The organism is Comamonas sp. A23 (assembly GCF_004522605.1).
In the GTDB taxonomy this organism is placed as follows: Bacteria; Pseudomonadota; Gammaproteobacteria; order Burkholderiales; family Burkholderiaceae_C; genus Comamonas; species Comamonas thiooxydans.
This window is the reverse complement of the sequence record NZ_RSDT01000020.1, coordinates 1-14,363: the sequence shown is the minus strand read 5'-3', so window position 1 is coordinate 14,363 and position 14,363 is coordinate 1. Positions and strand designations below refer to the sequence as shown.

The window sequence follows — 14,363 nt, the reverse complement described above, 5'->3', positions numbered from 1 at the left end:
CATTGGAACCTGGCGGGCGCCGTGTGCCCAAGAGCATGACTCAGTGGCAGAGCGTTTGCTCAGCCTCAGCAGCTCGCGCAGGACCAGGCAGTCAGTTGCCGGTGATGCGGCGCACAGCCAAGAAGTACCAGGCATCGGGGAGGCAGCGCAGCAGACGCATCCAGCGGGTGAAGCGTCGCGGAAAATTCATCTCGAAACGTCCCTGGGCCCAGCCTTGCAGCATATGCTGGGCGGCCTCGTCGGCATCGATCAGTGCGGGCATGCTGAATTGGTTCTGCGCCGTCAGCGGTGTATCGACAAAGCCGGGGTTGATGATGGATACGCCCAGCCCCCGGTCGTGCAGGTCCAGATAGAGGTTTTCGGCCAGGTTGTTGAGTGCTGCCTTGGTCGGGCCGTAGGCAAGGGACATCGGCAGCCCGCGATAGCCGGCCACCGAGCCGACCAGTGCCAGATGGCCTTGCCCCGCCGCAAGCAGCATCGGAAGCACGGCATCGAGCAAATGCAGGGCGCCGCCATAGTTCACGGCCAGGTGGCGCTGCATTTCGGGGAGCTCGAACTCCGTGGCGCGTTGGGGCTTGTAGCGGCCTGCGCAATAGAGAATCAGGTCGGGAGCCTTGCCGCAATGAACCTGCACCTCCCGGGCTGCTGCAGTCACGGCAGCGGCGTCGGTCACGTCCAGTGGCAGGGCCAGACAGCCGTCGTGGCTGCGCACGAAATCCTGCAGCGCGTCGCCTTGGCGCGCAGAGACGATCAACCTGGCTCCCTGCCTGTGCAGCGCGTCGGCCGTGGCCCGACCTATGCCCGAGGATGCTCCCAGAATCCAGGCCGAGCGACCCTGCCAGTCGCGCAGTGGCGGGTTCAGCCGTGCACAGAGCAGCGACATGATCTTCACTCCTTGACGATGGCAAGTGTCACATCGCCCAGATGCAGGCCCAGCTTGCTCATGGCGGTGCGGTTGAGCAGGGTGCGTCCGTCGATTAGGAACATCCAGTCATCCATGCTGACATTCCAGACTCTTCCATTCACGGGCAGGGCCAGCACATAGCTCCAGTGGATGGCATTGCCAGCGCTTAGGCCCTGGGCTTCGCCCACCACGTCGTCGGCGCGGCCGCTGTAGCGCCCGTCGCCCAGATGGCGGAGATGCCAGACGCGTTGCTGCGTGCTGCCGTCGCTGTAGACAAAGTGCTCGTCCAGCGTGCCCTCGTCACCCTTCCAGCTCCCTGTCATGCGCACGGTGAAGCGCTTGACAACCTTGCCCGAGCGGTCCGTGAACATGCCGTGCGCCGTCAGCGGCCCGTTGAAATACTGGCGCAGGTCCAGTTGCGGCTGCTCCCTGGCATAGTCCTGCACGGAAGGCCCGGCGCAGCCCGCAAGGCTCAACGCCAATGCCGCGCCCAGGAAGGCACGCCGCAGCGGCGAATACGAGGTGGAACGGATGATGTGGCTCATATGTGCCTCCAGGAAGAATGCAGACGCTCGGCGCGCCAGAGCAGGGTCGCTGCTGCGAGCTTGAGCAGGCAGGGCAGGCCACCATAGGCCCAGGCCAGCGCCTGCAGGCCTGCGGGCTCGCTGGCACCGCTGCGGTAGCCGGCTGCTGACAGCAGCGGCAGGGCCAGGCCCGCCGCCAGGGCCAGGTTGAACTTGGTGGCGCAGGTCCACCAGCCCAGGTAGCGGCCTTCGCTGCGGCCGCCTTCGCCGGATTCGTGAATCACGCCTGTGAGCAATGCACTCGGCAGGGCCAGATCCGCGCCCAGGGCCAGACCGCTGGCCAGGCAGATCACGGCAAAAGCCATTCCGTCGCCTTCGCCCAGCCAGGGCGTGAAGCCGAAGGCCAGCACGCTGGCCAGCATGCCGGCCCGCCAGCTGGGTGCCAGACCCCAGCGTGCAACGGCTTTTACCCACAGCGGCAGGCCCAGGGCCGCAGCGCCGAAGAAGCAAAGCAGCAGTACCGGCTGCAGTTCCGAGGCCTGCAGCCGGTCTGCCACGAAGAAAGGCAGCAGGGTGGCGGGAATGGCGGCAGCCACCCCGTTGACCATGAAGATGGCCAGCAGCCGCCTGAAGCCTGCATTGGCCCATGGCGAGCTTGCAGGCCCGGTCACGGACTGCGGTTGTTGTTGTGGAACCGGAGTCTTGAGCCGCAACAGGCCGGTCAGGCCCAGTGCCAGGCCCAGGGCGAGAAAGCCTGTGGTCGCATCCAGTCCCAGCCAGGCCGGCAGCACGCTGGCCAGCAGCACGCCGGCCAGCGTGGCGCCCTCGCGCCAGGCCGTGACGCGGGCACGCCAAGCGGGTTGACCGCCCCAGCGCGTGCCCCAGGCCTGGTGGAGAATGGTGACGAAGCTGTAGGCCAGCGTGCAGGCCAGCAGGCTGCAGGCCAGCCAGCCCAGCATGGCGGCCTGGCCACCGCGCGGCGGATGCCACAGCGCCCAGAAGCCCAGCGCCATCAACAGGCTGGCCAGCGCCGCCGCGCACCATGCTGGGCGTGTACCCCCGCGCAGCAGCCTGTCGGCCTGGCGGCCGATGGCGGGGTCTAGCAGGGCGTCGAAGGCCCGTGTGGCCAGCAGCACGGAGCCCAGTCCCGCCAGCGGAGCGCCCGCCACGCTGGCGTAGTGGTAGGGCAGGTTCACATACAGCGGCAGGGACACAAAGGCCAGCGGCGTAGCCAGAGAGCCATAGGCCAGCCCTGTGCGCCAGGGTAGCGTGGGGGCTGCGGCAGCGGGCGTGGCCATGACAGGGTCCGTTGGTGCTCAGCCCAGGCCCAGCAGCGAACTGCGCATGGCAGGGGCAGAAGTCTGTGGCGACAGCCAGATGCCGAAGAACAGGCGTGCATACTCTGCATCGCGCAGCTGCGCGGTCTGGCGGCCGTTGTGGAAGAAGCGCACCTCGCCCTGGCCGTCGTTCAGGCCCAGCAGCCGGTCCTGGGTCCGTACATCGGGGAAGGCCTGTTTCATCAGCTCCAGCCATTGCCGAGCCTGCTCCTCGGTGAAGCTGCCTACCCTGCGCATTTCGGCGATGGAGCGCTCGGCAATGGCCATGCCTTCGAGCTTGCGGTCATAGACCAGCTCCAGCGCAAAAGGATGGCGGGCGTAGTCTTCGAGAGGGAAGCCGGGAGCGGCCCACAGCCTCGCCTCGTAGACACGCAGCCCGAAGAAGCGCAGCACGCCCGTGCCCACCAGGCGCGCGGCCGGCAGGGCACTGCGCAGCTCGGCCGGAAGGTCTGCAGTAGGGGTCATGGCGTGGGTCAGGTTGGACATGGCGGTCAGTGAAGGTGCAAGAGCGCAGGCAGCGCCCCAGGCCAAGGCCTGGCGGCGGTGTGCGCGGGGTTGAGGTGCGGTCATGGCAGAGGTCTGCGCAGGGTGAACTGGACGACATCAGTGTTGCCGGTGTCGAAGGCCGCTTCGCAATAGGCAAGGTAGAAGCGCCAGATGCGCACAAAGCGCTCGTCAAAGCCCAGGGAGCGAACGGCGTCGAGTTGGTGCTCGAAGGACTGGCGCCAGCGGCGCAGCGTTTCCGCATAGTCGCGGCCGAAGGCCATGCGGCGCTCCACCACCAGGCCGGCACGCCGTGCTTCCTGCTCGAAGGCCGGGATGCTGGGCAGCAGGCCGCCCGGGAAGATGTACTGCTGTATGAAGTCGGTGGAGCGCAGATAGCGCGCGAACAGGTCCTCGCGCAGCGTGATGGTCTGTATGCAGGCCAGGCCGCCGGGTTTGAGGCAGTCGCGCAGTATCTGAAAGTAGCCGTGCCAGTATTCGCGGCCCACGGCCTCGAACATTTCGATGGAGACGATGGCGTCGAAGGGCTCGCCTGCATGCCGCGCGGGCAGGTCGCGGTAGTCCTGGTAGCGCAGCTCCACGGCATCGCCCAGGCCGGCCTGCAGCATGCGGCGCTGCCCCCAGGCCAGCTGCTCGCGCGACAGCGTCACGCCCGTGACGCGGGCGCCGAACTCGTGCGCCGCAGCCTCGGCCAGGCCACCCCAGCCGCAGCCGATTTCCAGCAGGCGCTGGCCGGGCTGCAGACTCACCTCGTTCAGCGTGCGCCTGAGTTTGGCCTGCTGGGCGTCCTGTAGGTTGGCGTGGTGCAAGGCCTCGCCCGTGCGGCCCTCGAACCAGGCTGCGCTGTAGCTCATGCCGGGGTCCAGCCACAGGCGGTAGAAATCATTGCCAAGGTCGTAGTGAGCATGGATGTTCCTGGCGCTGCCGGCTCGCGTATTGCGTTGCAGCAGGTGACGCAGGCGGTAGCCCAACCGGCCCCACCAGCTGCCGTAGATCAGGCTTTGCACATGATCGCGGTTGGCCATGCACAGCCGCAGCAGCGCAGTCAGGTCGGGGCTGTCCCATTCGCCGGCGATATAGCCTTCGGCCAGGCCGATGTCGCCCGACTTCAGGGTGCGCTCCAGAGCCTGCCAGTCATGCAGCACGCAGTGCGCGTCGGCGGGGCCGGACGCAGAGCGAGGCGGTGGCAGGTGCAGTAGCCGGCCATCGGGCTGCTGCAGGTCCAGGTGACCGTGCGGCAGACGTTCGAGCAGATGGAGCACACGGCGGGCCTGCGCAGGCGTGCGGCGCGGCGCTGCGGCGGTGGAGCTCAGCAGGGGGGCGGCAGTGGTGTTCATCGTGTGACGAAGCGTTTGGGCTTTGAGGGTTTGCCATGGAAAGGCAGGCGCTTGGCCCAAAGGCGCAACGCCTGCCAGTGGATGCGGGAGATCACGCCCAGTGTCATCAAAGGGGTGCCGAAGAAGGCGCGGCGCACGGTGGCGGCGTTCAGCGTCTGCAGCACGCCGCCCACGCTGGTCTGCAGCAGCGGGCCGTCATCGTCATGCAGGTCCACGCGCGTCAGGGTGCGGTCCTCGCTGCGCTCGAAGCGAAAGCGGTACTCCCCGTGCACTTCGCAGAACGGCGAGACATGGAATTGCTTGCGCGCCACCTGCTCACGGCCCCAGCCCAGCTCCGGCCCGGCCAGAAGATAGGCATGGCGCTCGCCAAAGGTGTTGTTGACCTCGGCCAGCACGACGGCCAGCGAACCATCGGCACGGTGCGCATACCAGAAGCTCACGGGCTTGAACACGTAGCCCAGCACGCGCGGGAAGGTGTGCAGCCAGACTTCGCCGTCGGCATCGTCAATGCCTTCGCTGTGCAGCAGTTGCTCGAACCAGGCCAGGGCATCGGAGCCGCCCTCGCCGTGGTCGCTGTCGTGAAAGCTGATCCAGCCCAGCCGGTTGCGCTGCAGCACTGCATCCGGCCGTGCGCGCAGGCTGCGCATGGGGAGCATGAGGAAGTAGCTCGGGTAGCGAAAGGCATGCTCTACCGGCCGCAGGCGACGGTGCCAGACATGACCGAAGCCGATGAGGGGGCGGGCGTTCATGCTGCCCCCTTGATGGCAGGGCTGGCGGACAGGATGGGCAAGACGTCCAGCAGGCCATCGGCCGCATCGAGTCCCGAACGCAGACCATCTTCGTGAAAGCCGTAGCCACACCATGCTCCGCAGAACCAGGTCCGGTGCTGGCCTTGCAGGGTGACCACCTGGCTCTGGGCCTCGATGGCGGCCAGATCGAACACCGGGTGGCTGTACTCGATGCGCGCATGGACCTGGCTGTCGTCAATCGGGCGCACCGGGTTCAGCGAGACCATCACGGGCTGTTGCCAGGGCAGGGGTTGCAGGCGGTTGAGCAGGTAGTGCAGGCAGACGCCGGCCTGATTCCCTCCTGCATCTGCCGCGCGTTCGTAGTTCCAGGCGGCCCAGGCTGCTTGACGGCGCGGCAGCACGCTGGCATCGGTGTGCAGCACGGCCTGGTTGGGCTGGTAGCGGATGGCGCCCAGCACGCTGCGCTCCTGGGGCGTGGCATCGCTGCCCAGCAGACGCAGGGCCTGGTCGCTGTGGCAGGCCAGCACCACGGCGTCGAACTGCTCCGTGCCATGCGCCATCTGCAGCAACACGCCATGTTCCACGCGGCGCAGGCCCAGCACGGGCGTGTTCAGACGGGCCTCGTGGCGGCCATCGTGCTGCAGCGCGGCCAGCATGCGCCGCACATACTGGCGCGAGCCGCCCCGCACGGTGTACCACTGGGGCCGGTCCGTGATCTGGGTCAGGCCATGGTTGTGGCAAAAGCGGATCAGCGTGGCCACAGGAAAGCGCAGCATCTGGTTCGTCGGGCATGACCAGATGCAACCCATCATGGGCAGAAGGTAGTCCTGCCGGAAGGCGGTGCCGAAGCCGTGTTCATCCAGAAAGACTTTGATGGAGCTGCGCAGCCGCGCTTCATCGCCTTCCTGCGCAATGCGTGTGGCCAGCCGATTGAAGCGCAGGATTTCGGCCAGCATCTTCAGAAAACGGGGGCGCAGCAGATTGCTGCGCTGGGCGAACACGCCACTCAGCGAGCTGCCGCTCCATTCCAGACCCGCTTGCCCGTCTGCCTGAGGGACCTGTACCGAGAACGACATCTCGGCTGGCGCCGTGGGTACCTGCAGTTCATCTAATAAACGGGTCAGCAGCGGATAGGTGCGGTGATTGAACACCAGGAAACCCGTGTCCACGCCCTGGCTCACGCTGCCCAGCGTCAGATCGACGGTGTTGGCATGGCCGCCGAAATGGCTGCCTGCCTCCAGCAGGGTCACCCCATGCCCGCTCGGCGCACTGGCCAGACGCCACGCTGCGGCCAGACCCGCAATCCCCGACCCGATGACTGCTATGCGATGCATGGGAGCGTCCTTCCTGGTTGAATCGAGTAGCTGGACCATAAAGATCAAACTGTGAACTGATTAGTTCAAACTATAAACCAAACATTTCAACTTTGCACTATCTAGTATTTGGCGTGGCCTATCAGGTCATAAAATATGTCCATGACAAGCCGCTCCTCCATCAAACAGCAGATACAGCGCGTGCGTGAGCAAGCCATCGTGGCTGCCGTCAACCGGCTGCTGGCCACCAAGGGCTATGACGCCATGACGGTGGACGAGGTCGCGGCCGAAGCCGGCATGGCCAAGGCCAGTCTCTACAAGCTGTTCACTTCCAAGGAAGAGCTGGCGGGAGCCGCCATGGTCGGCGTGCTGGACCGAGCCCTGGCCTTCGTGGACGGCCTACGCGACCAAGCCAGCCAGGTGGCCGAGGCCGGTGTGCCCACGCGCCCGCTGGACCAGCTCAAGGCCGTGACGCGCTGGGCCATGCAGACACAGCTGGAGGGTGAAATGCCTTCCCTGCCGGCGCAGAACTCGAATCTCAGCGCCTCTTTGCAATCCAACGATGCCTATATGGATCGGTTGATTGCCCTGAGCAACCGGCTCAGCATCTGGATCACCGAAGCCCAGACCAGCGGCCAGCTGCACGCCGCGCTGCCCCCCGAACTGGTGCTGTATACCCTGTTCGCACGGGCTTGCGATCCCGTCGTGGCCCTGCTCAAGGAATCGGGCCAGTACACGCATGTGCAGATCATTGATTGGGTGACGAGCACCACTTTTGACGGACTGGCTGCGGTGGGTTGACGGGGCGGCGTAAGCAAATACGCCAAGTCCTAGCGCACTCGAAACGAGCAAACAGCGCTGTTTGGAGAAGTCTGTTTCCGGCTCAGGATTGCATGATGACCGGCCCGCCCTTGCTCAAGGCTCGCTGGTATGCCGCACGCTCATGCATGCGCTGGCGATAGGCGATCAGATGAGGCCAGGCGTTCTCGTTTTCGCTGCGGACCAGAGCCGCTTCAACGGCAAAGCTCATCTGGAAGTCGGCCACGCTCAAGTGCTCGCCGGCAAACCAGCGATGCTTTGCCAGATGCTCATCCATGAAGGCCAGCGCGGTCTGCACATTGGGCGCAACAAGTGTTTGCTGGACCCGGCGGCACAGAGCGCGGGCGATGGGACGCACGAAAAACGGCATGGGCTGGCGAGGGATGGTGTCGAAAACCAGTTTCATCAGCAGCCAGTTCATCAGCGAACCCTCGGCATAGTGCATCCAGAAGCGGCACTCACGGTATTCTTTCGTACCGCGCAGGGGCTCAAGGTGAGAAAGCTCCGAAGGCGCCTGATGGCCATAGCGCTCAGCCAGATACTCGATGATTGCACCTGATTCGGCGACAACAATGTCCTCATCGGTGATCACTGGCGATTTGCCCAGAGGATGCACGCGCTTGAGCTCCGGTGGCGCCAAGCGGGTGCCGGGGTCGCGCTGGTAGCGACGCAGTTCGTAAGGAACACCGAGCTCCTCAAGCAACCAGAGTATGCGCTGCGAGCGCGAAGTTTCAAGGTGATGAACGGTGAGCATGGGGCGTCTTCCTGGAAGCAGAACCTGCTTTGCGCAGCCAGCGCATCAAGAATCCAAGCAGTGGCAGCTTTTCATAAAGTTCTTCGGCCGCATCCCAGTAATCGCGATGCTGGCAGACAAGACCTTGTGCATCGAAACTCAATAAGGTTGCGCCACGAATGCATTGCTCGGAGTCGGGCCGCCTGCGTCGAAAGCGAAAGTGAAACTCCCAGGCCAGGAAAGCCTGCCGGCCCTGTACCAAACGCTCGGTGACGACAAAGCGCGGCTCTTGCAGCGTGTCGAACATATGGGCGAATATGCCGGCGATGGCTGTCACACCATGCACTTCATTGAAGGGGTCCTTGAAGTGCGCATCACTTGCGTAATAGCTGTCGAGTCGCTGCAGGTGGCCAGGGGTCAGTTGTTCGTACAGCTGGACAAGCCGCTCAACTGCAGCAGCAACATCGGTTGAGGAGGAGGGGCTTTGCTGCATGCATCAAATTGTAGGCAAACTGCTCCGCATCCCCGTGGCGGCTGCGCCACGGCTGTCCTTCAGACTAGCCTTGCCAGGCTTCCAGTGTCGGACTGCTACGGGTGCGTTTTCTTGGTCAGCACCGGTTCGCTCCGATAGAGGTCCGGGAAGAAGCGCTTGAGGTTGTTCACCTTGGGAATATCGTTGAAGACGATATAGGGGTGGCGCGGGTTTTCGGTCAAGAAGTCCTGGTGGTAGAGCTCGGCCGGATAGAAGCTGGCCTTGTCCTCGAGGCGGGTGACTATGGGTTTGGGATACAGGCGCGCTGCATCGAGCTGCGCGACGTAAGCCTGGGCTGTCTTGAGCTGGGCCGGGCTGGTCGTGAAGATTGCCGAGCGATACTGCGTTCCTGTGTCCGGACCCTGTCGGTTGAGCTGGGTGGGATCGTGGACGACAGAGAAAAATATCTGCAGCAGCTTTCCATAGCTCACCTGGGTCGGATCGAAGGTGATCTCGACCGATTCTGCATGGCCGGTGTTGCCGCGGCTGACCAGCTCGTAGGAGGCGGTGGATGCAGCACCTCCGCTATAACCGGAGACCGCGCGTTGCACGCCCTTGACGTGCTGGAATACGCCTTGTACTCCCCAGAAGCAGCCGCCGGCAAAGATTGCACGCTGCGGGGAGGGTCCGGTGGCCGGGAGGTCCAGGACAGGGGCAGGAAGGCGAACCGCTTCTTCGGCCGAGAAGGCCATTGGTTGCCAGAGCAGTCCGCCGCCCAGCAAACCGATGCTGCCGGCCAGTGTCTGGAGCAGGCCGCGCCGATTCAAGGCGGCCCCTGAGATGATGCGTGTGTTCATATGGCTATCCGAAAGTGAAGGCATAGGCGGAAACGCCGCTGTCCAGGAACTCGATGCTGAAGGTGTGCTCGGTAATGACTCCGGATTGGCGCACCAGTTGGTAAAGCCGCTGGCCGGTGACAGTGCCGCTGCCGTCGGCGGCCACGTCCACGCCGTGGGCGGTGCCGGGTGGTTTGCCGTCAATGCGGACCTTGAAGCGCACGGGCTTTCCGTCAGGGCCGGGGCTCAGCACCAGGTGCAGGTCCCGCGCCTTGAACCGGTAGACGATGCTGCCTGATGGACCGGTCAGCAAGGCGCTTTCGGGTCCAACCATCCATTGCCCGGCAAGGCCCCAGGTGTTCAGCCTGGGCCGTTCCGGTTCTCGATACGTTGCCGTCCTGTCGGGAACGGCTTTGGGCGTGGAGAGAAAGTTCTCGGCACGCTCATAACCCAGATAGGTTTCGGGGGACGCGACCTCATCCATGTTGGCGGCCAGTTGAACGCCCCCGGCATCTACCTCCGTCAGGCCCATGGTTGACTGGGAGCTGCCCGCCTCTTGGAGAAGCTGTTGTATCACCCGCTCCGACTCGGCGTAGCCGCCTTCGCCAAAGTGGTGGTGGCGGATGCGTCCCGTGGCATCGATGAAGTAGTGAGCAGGCCAATACTGGTTCTTGAATGCGCGCCAGATTGCATACTGGTTGTCAACGGCCACCGGATAGTTGATGCCCAGGTCTTTCATGGCCTTGCTCACGTTGCCTATGTCGCGCTCAAAGGCGAACTCGGGGGCGTGCACACCGACCACGATCAGACCTTGATCACGGTATTTTTCTGCCCATGCCTTCACATAGGGAAGGGTGCGCAGGCAGTTGATGCAGGAGTAGGTCCAGAAATCCACCAGCACCACCTTGCCACGCAGGTCTTGCCCGCTCAGAGGCTTGGAGTTGAGCCATTGGGTTGCCCCGTCCAGCGATGGTGCGATGCCTTCATCGGGCAGTGCAGGGGCTTTATTCGATGGTCCGCTCATGCGCATTGCGGCTCCTGCAGACATCATGGCGGCTCCCTCAGCGGGTGCCTGGGATGCTCCCCGCATCATCGTGCCCGGATTGCCGCGCATGGTCGTGGGGTCTTCTCCATGAGGCTGGTTCAGGCGCTCGACCAGTTTTTGCTCCAGGCCGCCGGTGGATGCCGTTGACAGTCGAGCCAGTACGCCGGTATCGATCCCCAGGGCGATGGCGGCCACGCCCGCGAGCATGGCTGCACCGAGGCCGCGACGTACCCATTCACCGGCACCCAGCGAACGCTTGAGCGCGGCAAATACCCGTCCGCCGAGCAGCAAAGCCGCAGCCATGGAAGTCGCAGCCCCGGCGGCATAGGCCAGAAGTAGCAGGGTCGAGGTGGTGTTGGCGCCCTGCAGGGCGGCACCGGTCAATATCAGTCCCAGGATGGGCCCGGCACATGGAGCCCATAGCAGCCCTGTTGCGATTCCCAGCAACACCGAGGAAGCCATCTTCGGTGTACCGTCTTGCTGCACCGACTCGGACAGGCGCGATCCGGCAGTCACCAATGGGCGGGTCAGCCTCTCCGACAGATGCGGTAGCAGCAGTGTCAGCCCGAAAACGGCCACCAGAGCCAGTGCCAGCCAGCGGCCATACTGATTGGCAGCCACCACCCAGCCGCCGCCGACGGCGGCGAGAGAGGCAACGATCGCAAAGGTCAATGCCATGCCTGCCAGCAATGGCAGGCCGTTGCGCACAAAGGGCTGGTTCGCGCGAGAGAACACAAAAGGCAGCACGGGCAGGATGCAGGGACTGACGATGGTCAGCACACCACCCAGATAGGCAAGGACGATCAGCAGCATGGCCTGTTTCTCCTCAGGCCGGCCTGGGCGTGAAAGCCAAGGCCAGGCCGTTCATGCAATAGCGCAGACCTGTGGGAGGCGGCCCGTCTTCGAAGACATGGCCGAGATGGCCGCCACAGCGCCGGCAGTGCGCTTCGACACGCACCATGCCGTAGCTTCGGTCCTTGCGGGTGGCGACGGCGTTGTCCAGCGGCTTCCAGAAGCTGGGCCAGCCGGTGCCGCTGTCGAACTTGGTGGAGGAGGCAAACAAGGGCAAGGAACAGCCTGCGCAGGAAAATGTTCCAGGACGATGCTCCTTGTTGAGCGGGCTGCTGCCGGGCGGCTCCGTCGCCTCCTGGCGCAGCACCGCATATTGCTGAGGGCTGAGCCGTGCACGCCACTGGGCGTCGGTATAGCTGACTTCGAAGGTCTCTGTCGCTGCAGTCGCGTGGCGCTGGAAGATTCCGGTGGCAAGCGCTGCAGCGGAGGCTGCTGCGCCCAGCAGCATATGGCGTCGGGTGGTCATGGCATCGGCTTTCTGGGTTCGATGACATTGAGCTTATGGAGTGGCGATCCCGAAGTCCTCACGCAAAGTTAAAAAAAACGTGATAACTCCCCGCGAGCAGTTTGAGCACAATATGAAAGTACGCGGTTCTGCATCGACCGTCCCTCCCGGAGACCTGATTACCCATGACTAACGTCCGTCGCATTCTGCTGGTCGAGGACGATGCCCACATCGCCGATCTGCTTTCGCTCCACCTTCGGGACGAGGGGCTGGAGGTCGTGCATTGCGCCCGCGGCGACGACGGCCTCGCGCATCTGGAGCGCGGTGGCTGGGATGCGCTGGTGCTGGATCTGATGTTGCCTGGCGTGGACGGCTTGGAGATATGCAGGCGTGCGCGTGCCATGACCCGCTACACGCCGATCATCATCATCAGTGCCCGCTCCAGTGAGGTGCATCGCATTCTGGGGCTGGAGATCGGCGCGGACGACTATCTGGCCAAGCCGTTTTCCGTTCTGGAGCTCGTGGCACGGGTGAAGGCTCTGCTGCGCCGGGTCGATGCTCTGGCTCAGAGTGCGCGCCTGGAATCAGGCAGCCTGTCGGTCAATGGGCTGGTCATGGACCCGGTGGCGCGGGAGGCCAGTCTGAGCGGGCGTCGTCTCGATCTCACGCCGCGCGAGTTCGATCTTCTGTATTTCTTTGCCCGCCAGTCGGGCAAGGTGTTCTCGCGCATGGACCTGCTCAATGCGGTCTGGGGCTATCAGCACGAGGGCTACGAGCACACCGTCAACACCCATATCAACCGGCTTCGCGCCAAGGTGGAGCTCAATCCAGCACAGCCGACGCGGATCCTCACGGTTTGGGGGCGCGGCTACAAGTTCGCTGAAACTGGAGAGAGCGAATGAACCTGACTCTGACCCAGCGGCTGGCGATCGTGTTTGCCGTGTTGCTACTGGTCTGCAGCGGTACCTCGGCCTGGCTGCAGCTTCGCTCCAACCGCATGCATGAGCTGGAAGTGGTGCAGGCCTTGTCGCGCGATGTCGCCGAGAGTATTGCCCGCGATGCCCAGCTGACCGATGCGAATGGCTTGATGCCTAACGCGGTGCGAAATCTTTTCAACCAGCTGATGATGGTGAACCCGAGTGTGGAGGTCTATCTGCTGGAGCCCGACGGCCGCATCGCCGGCCACGCGGCACCCGAGGGGCGTTTGCGTCGCGACCGGGTCGATCTTGAGCCGGTGCATCGATTTATCGATGGACAGATGCTGCCGATTCTGGGCGATGATCCGCGCAGCCGCGATGGCCGCAAGGTCTTCAGTGCGGCCCCTTTGAGCGTGAGCGGGCGGCAAGTCGGCTTCATCTATGTGGTGTTGCTTGGCGAGGCCCATGATCTTCTTGCTGCCAGAGGCTCGGCAGATGCAGTGTTGAAGACGGCACTGCTGTCGATTGGCATGGTCGGGCTGCTCTGTCTCGCTGCGGGCCTTGTCGCCTTCACCTTGATCACGCGTCCCTTGCGGCGTCTGACCGAGTCGGTTCGGCAGTTTGACATGCATGGAGCTCCCCCCGAGATGCCGGAACGCTCCCCGGATGTGGCCAATCACAGCCGTGACGAGATTGCAGTGCTGGACGCTGCCTATCGGCAGATGGTGCTGCGCATCAGCGAGCAATGGGAAGCACTCACGCGGCAGGATCAGGAGCGCAGGGAGTTGATCGCGAATATTTCCCACGATCTGCGCACACCGCTGTCATCCTTGCATGGGTATCTGGAGACCTTGCTTCTGAAGGATGCAAGCCTGGAGCCTGCAGAGCGCAGGCGCTACCTTGGCATTGCGCTGGACCAGAGTCGCAGAGTAGGGGCCCTGTCCCAAAGCCTGTTCGAGCTGGCCAGACTGGAATACGGCTTTGTGCAACCGGAGCTCGAATCATTCTCTCTGGTTGATCTGGTGCAGGACGTTTTTCAGAAGTTCGAGCTTGCGGCAGAGTCGCGTCATATTGCCCTGCAGGCGGACCTTGCTCCTCAACTTCCGGCAGTTCGTGCGGATCTGGGAATGATAGAGCGCGTCCTGAGCAATCTGCTGGATAACGCCTTGCGCTATACCCCCGAAGGCGGGGCGATCAGGATCGCCATAAGAGCAGTGGGCCAAGAGCTGGAGGTGACGATCAGTGACTCCGGCCCGGGCATCCCGCCGGAGTTGCGCGAAGGCTTGTTCAGGCGTCCATTTACCGTAGGTGGTGCCCGCCGTGACGGTGGCCTGGGCCTGAGAATCGTGCATCAGATGCTGGAGCTGCATGGAGTCTCCATTCATCTTGTCGAGAGTGGCGGACAGGGCACCACGTTCCGGTTTTCATTGCCACGGGCTCCCGCTTAGATGTTCAGTCCCACAGTGAGATGGTGCGGATGAAGTCTAAAGCGACTTGGATCTTTTTCCCACGCCTCGCACATCGCACGGAATGATGTCTTCCACCTGAGCGCTTTCAAGTGCTTGCCGAAGTTGTA

At 63.9% G+C, this 14,363-nt stretch carries 15 protein-coding genes; 3 read left to right on the top strand and 12 right to left on the bottom strand.

Annotation, left to right across the window (positions count from 1 at the left end):
- Window positions 1–91 precede the first annotated feature (91 nt).
- The 7 genes from EIC84_RS24630 to EIC84_RS24600 are packed head-to-tail and all read right to left on the bottom strand — an operon-like array spanning window position 92 to window position 6,689.
- On the bottom strand, window positions 92–883 hold the full coding sequence (locus tag EIC84_RS24630; protein ID WP_003067587.1) for an SDR family oxidoreductase: 792 nt from the start codon (window positions 881–883) through the stop codon (window positions 92–94).
- A 5-nt stretch (window positions 884–888) separates the two neighbouring features.
- Window positions 889–1,449: a DUF3833 domain-containing protein gene (locus EIC84_RS24625; RefSeq protein WP_003067589.1), complete on the bottom strand. Its 561-nt coding sequence runs from the start codon at window positions 1,447–1,449 to the stop codon at window positions 889–891.
- Window positions 1,446–2,726, bottom strand: a complete 1,281-nt coding sequence (locus tag EIC84_RS24620; RefSeq protein ID WP_003067591.1) for an MFS transporter — start codon at window positions 2,724–2,726, stop codon at window positions 1,446–1,448. The genes EIC84_RS24625 and EIC84_RS24620 overlap by 4 nt, the downstream gene beginning before the upstream one ends.
- Before the next feature lie 18 nt (window positions 2,727–2,744).
- Window positions 2,745–3,335 carry a hypothetical protein gene (locus tag EIC84_RS24615; RefSeq protein ID WP_003067593.1) on the bottom strand — a complete coding sequence of 197 codons (591 nt, stop codon included), beginning with the start codon at window positions 3,333–3,335 and terminating at the stop codon, window positions 2,745–2,747.
- Complete coding sequence (locus tag EIC84_RS24610; RefSeq protein ID WP_003067595.1) at window positions 3,332–4,606, bottom strand: cyclopropane-fatty-acyl-phospholipid synthase family protein; 1,275 nt, start codon at window positions 4,604–4,606, stop codon at window positions 3,332–3,334. The genes EIC84_RS24615 and EIC84_RS24610 overlap by 4 nt, the downstream gene beginning before the upstream one ends.
- Window positions 4,603–5,355: a DUF1365 domain-containing protein gene (locus EIC84_RS24605; RefSeq protein ID WP_003067597.1), complete on the bottom strand. Its 753-nt coding sequence runs from the start codon at window positions 5,353–5,355 to the stop codon at window positions 4,603–4,605. Before EIC84_RS24605 ends, EIC84_RS24610 begins: the two co-directional genes overlap by 4 nt.
- A complete protein-coding gene (locus EIC84_RS24600; RefSeq protein WP_003067600.1) occupies window positions 5,352–6,689 on the bottom strand; it encodes an NAD(P)/FAD-dependent oxidoreductase in 1,338 nt (445 codons plus the stop codon). The genes EIC84_RS24605 and EIC84_RS24600 overlap by 4 nt, the downstream gene beginning before the upstream one ends.
- Window positions 6,690–6,830: 141 nt before the next feature.
- On the opposite strand from EIC84_RS24600, the gene EIC84_RS24595 reads away from it, so the two are divergent.
- Complete coding sequence (locus tag EIC84_RS24595) at window positions 6,831–7,469, top strand: TetR/AcrR family transcriptional regulator (protein ID WP_003067602.1); 639 nt, start codon at window positions 6,831–6,833, stop codon at window positions 7,467–7,469.
- 82 nt (window positions 7,470–7,551) lie between these two features.
- Here EIC84_RS24595 and EIC84_RS24590 read toward each other — a convergent pair whose 3' ends face one another.
- The 5 genes from EIC84_RS24590 to msrB all read right to left on the bottom strand — a co-directional run bounded on the left by EIC84_RS24590 (window position 7,552) and on the right by msrB (window position 11,891).
- Window positions 7,552–8,241: a glutathione S-transferase family protein gene (locus EIC84_RS24590; protein ID WP_003067604.1), complete on the bottom strand. Its 690-nt coding sequence runs from the start codon at window positions 8,239–8,241 to the stop codon at window positions 7,552–7,554.
- The gene (locus tag EIC84_RS24585) at window positions 8,219–8,713 is read right to left on the bottom strand and encodes a nuclear transport factor 2 family protein (protein ID WP_003067606.1); all 495 of its coding nucleotides are present in this window, start codon (window positions 8,711–8,713) and stop codon (window positions 8,219–8,221) included. The genes EIC84_RS24590 and EIC84_RS24585 overlap by 23 nt, the downstream gene beginning before the upstream one ends.
- Before the next feature lie 95 nt (window positions 8,714–8,808).
- Window positions 8,809–9,549, bottom strand: coding sequence for a peptide-methionine (S)-S-oxide reductase MsrA (msrA, locus tag EIC84_RS24580; protein ID WP_003067608.1), 741 nt, complete (start codon window positions 9,547–9,549; stop codon window positions 8,809–8,811).
- Window positions 9,550–9,553: 4 nt separating this feature from the next.
- Entirely contained in the window at window positions 9,554–11,386 is a 1,833-nt protein-coding gene (locus tag EIC84_RS24575) for a cytochrome c biogenesis protein DipZ (protein ID WP_003067610.1), read from the bottom strand.
- A gap of 13 nt (window positions 11,387–11,399) precedes the next feature.
- Window positions 11,400–11,891, bottom strand: coding sequence for a peptide-methionine (R)-S-oxide reductase MsrB (gene msrB / locus EIC84_RS24570; RefSeq protein WP_003067612.1), 492 nt, complete (start codon window positions 11,889–11,891; stop codon window positions 11,400–11,402).
- 164 nt (window positions 11,892–12,055) lie between these two features.
- Here msrB and EIC84_RS24565 point away from each other — a divergent pair, with 164 nt between their 5' ends.
- Together EIC84_RS24565 and EIC84_RS24560 are read left to right on the top strand one after the other, a co-directional pair.
- On the top strand, window positions 12,056–12,772 hold the full coding sequence (locus tag EIC84_RS24565) for a response regulator transcription factor (RefSeq protein WP_003067613.1): 717 nt from the start codon (window positions 12,056–12,058) through the stop codon (window positions 12,770–12,772).
- A complete protein-coding gene (locus tag EIC84_RS24560) occupies window positions 12,769–14,235 on the top strand; it encodes a HAMP domain-containing sensor histidine kinase (protein WP_003067615.1) in 1,467 nt (488 codons plus the stop codon). Before EIC84_RS24565 ends, EIC84_RS24560 begins: the two co-directional genes overlap by 4 nt.
- The last annotated feature ends 128 nt before the right edge of the window (window positions 14,236–14,363 follow it).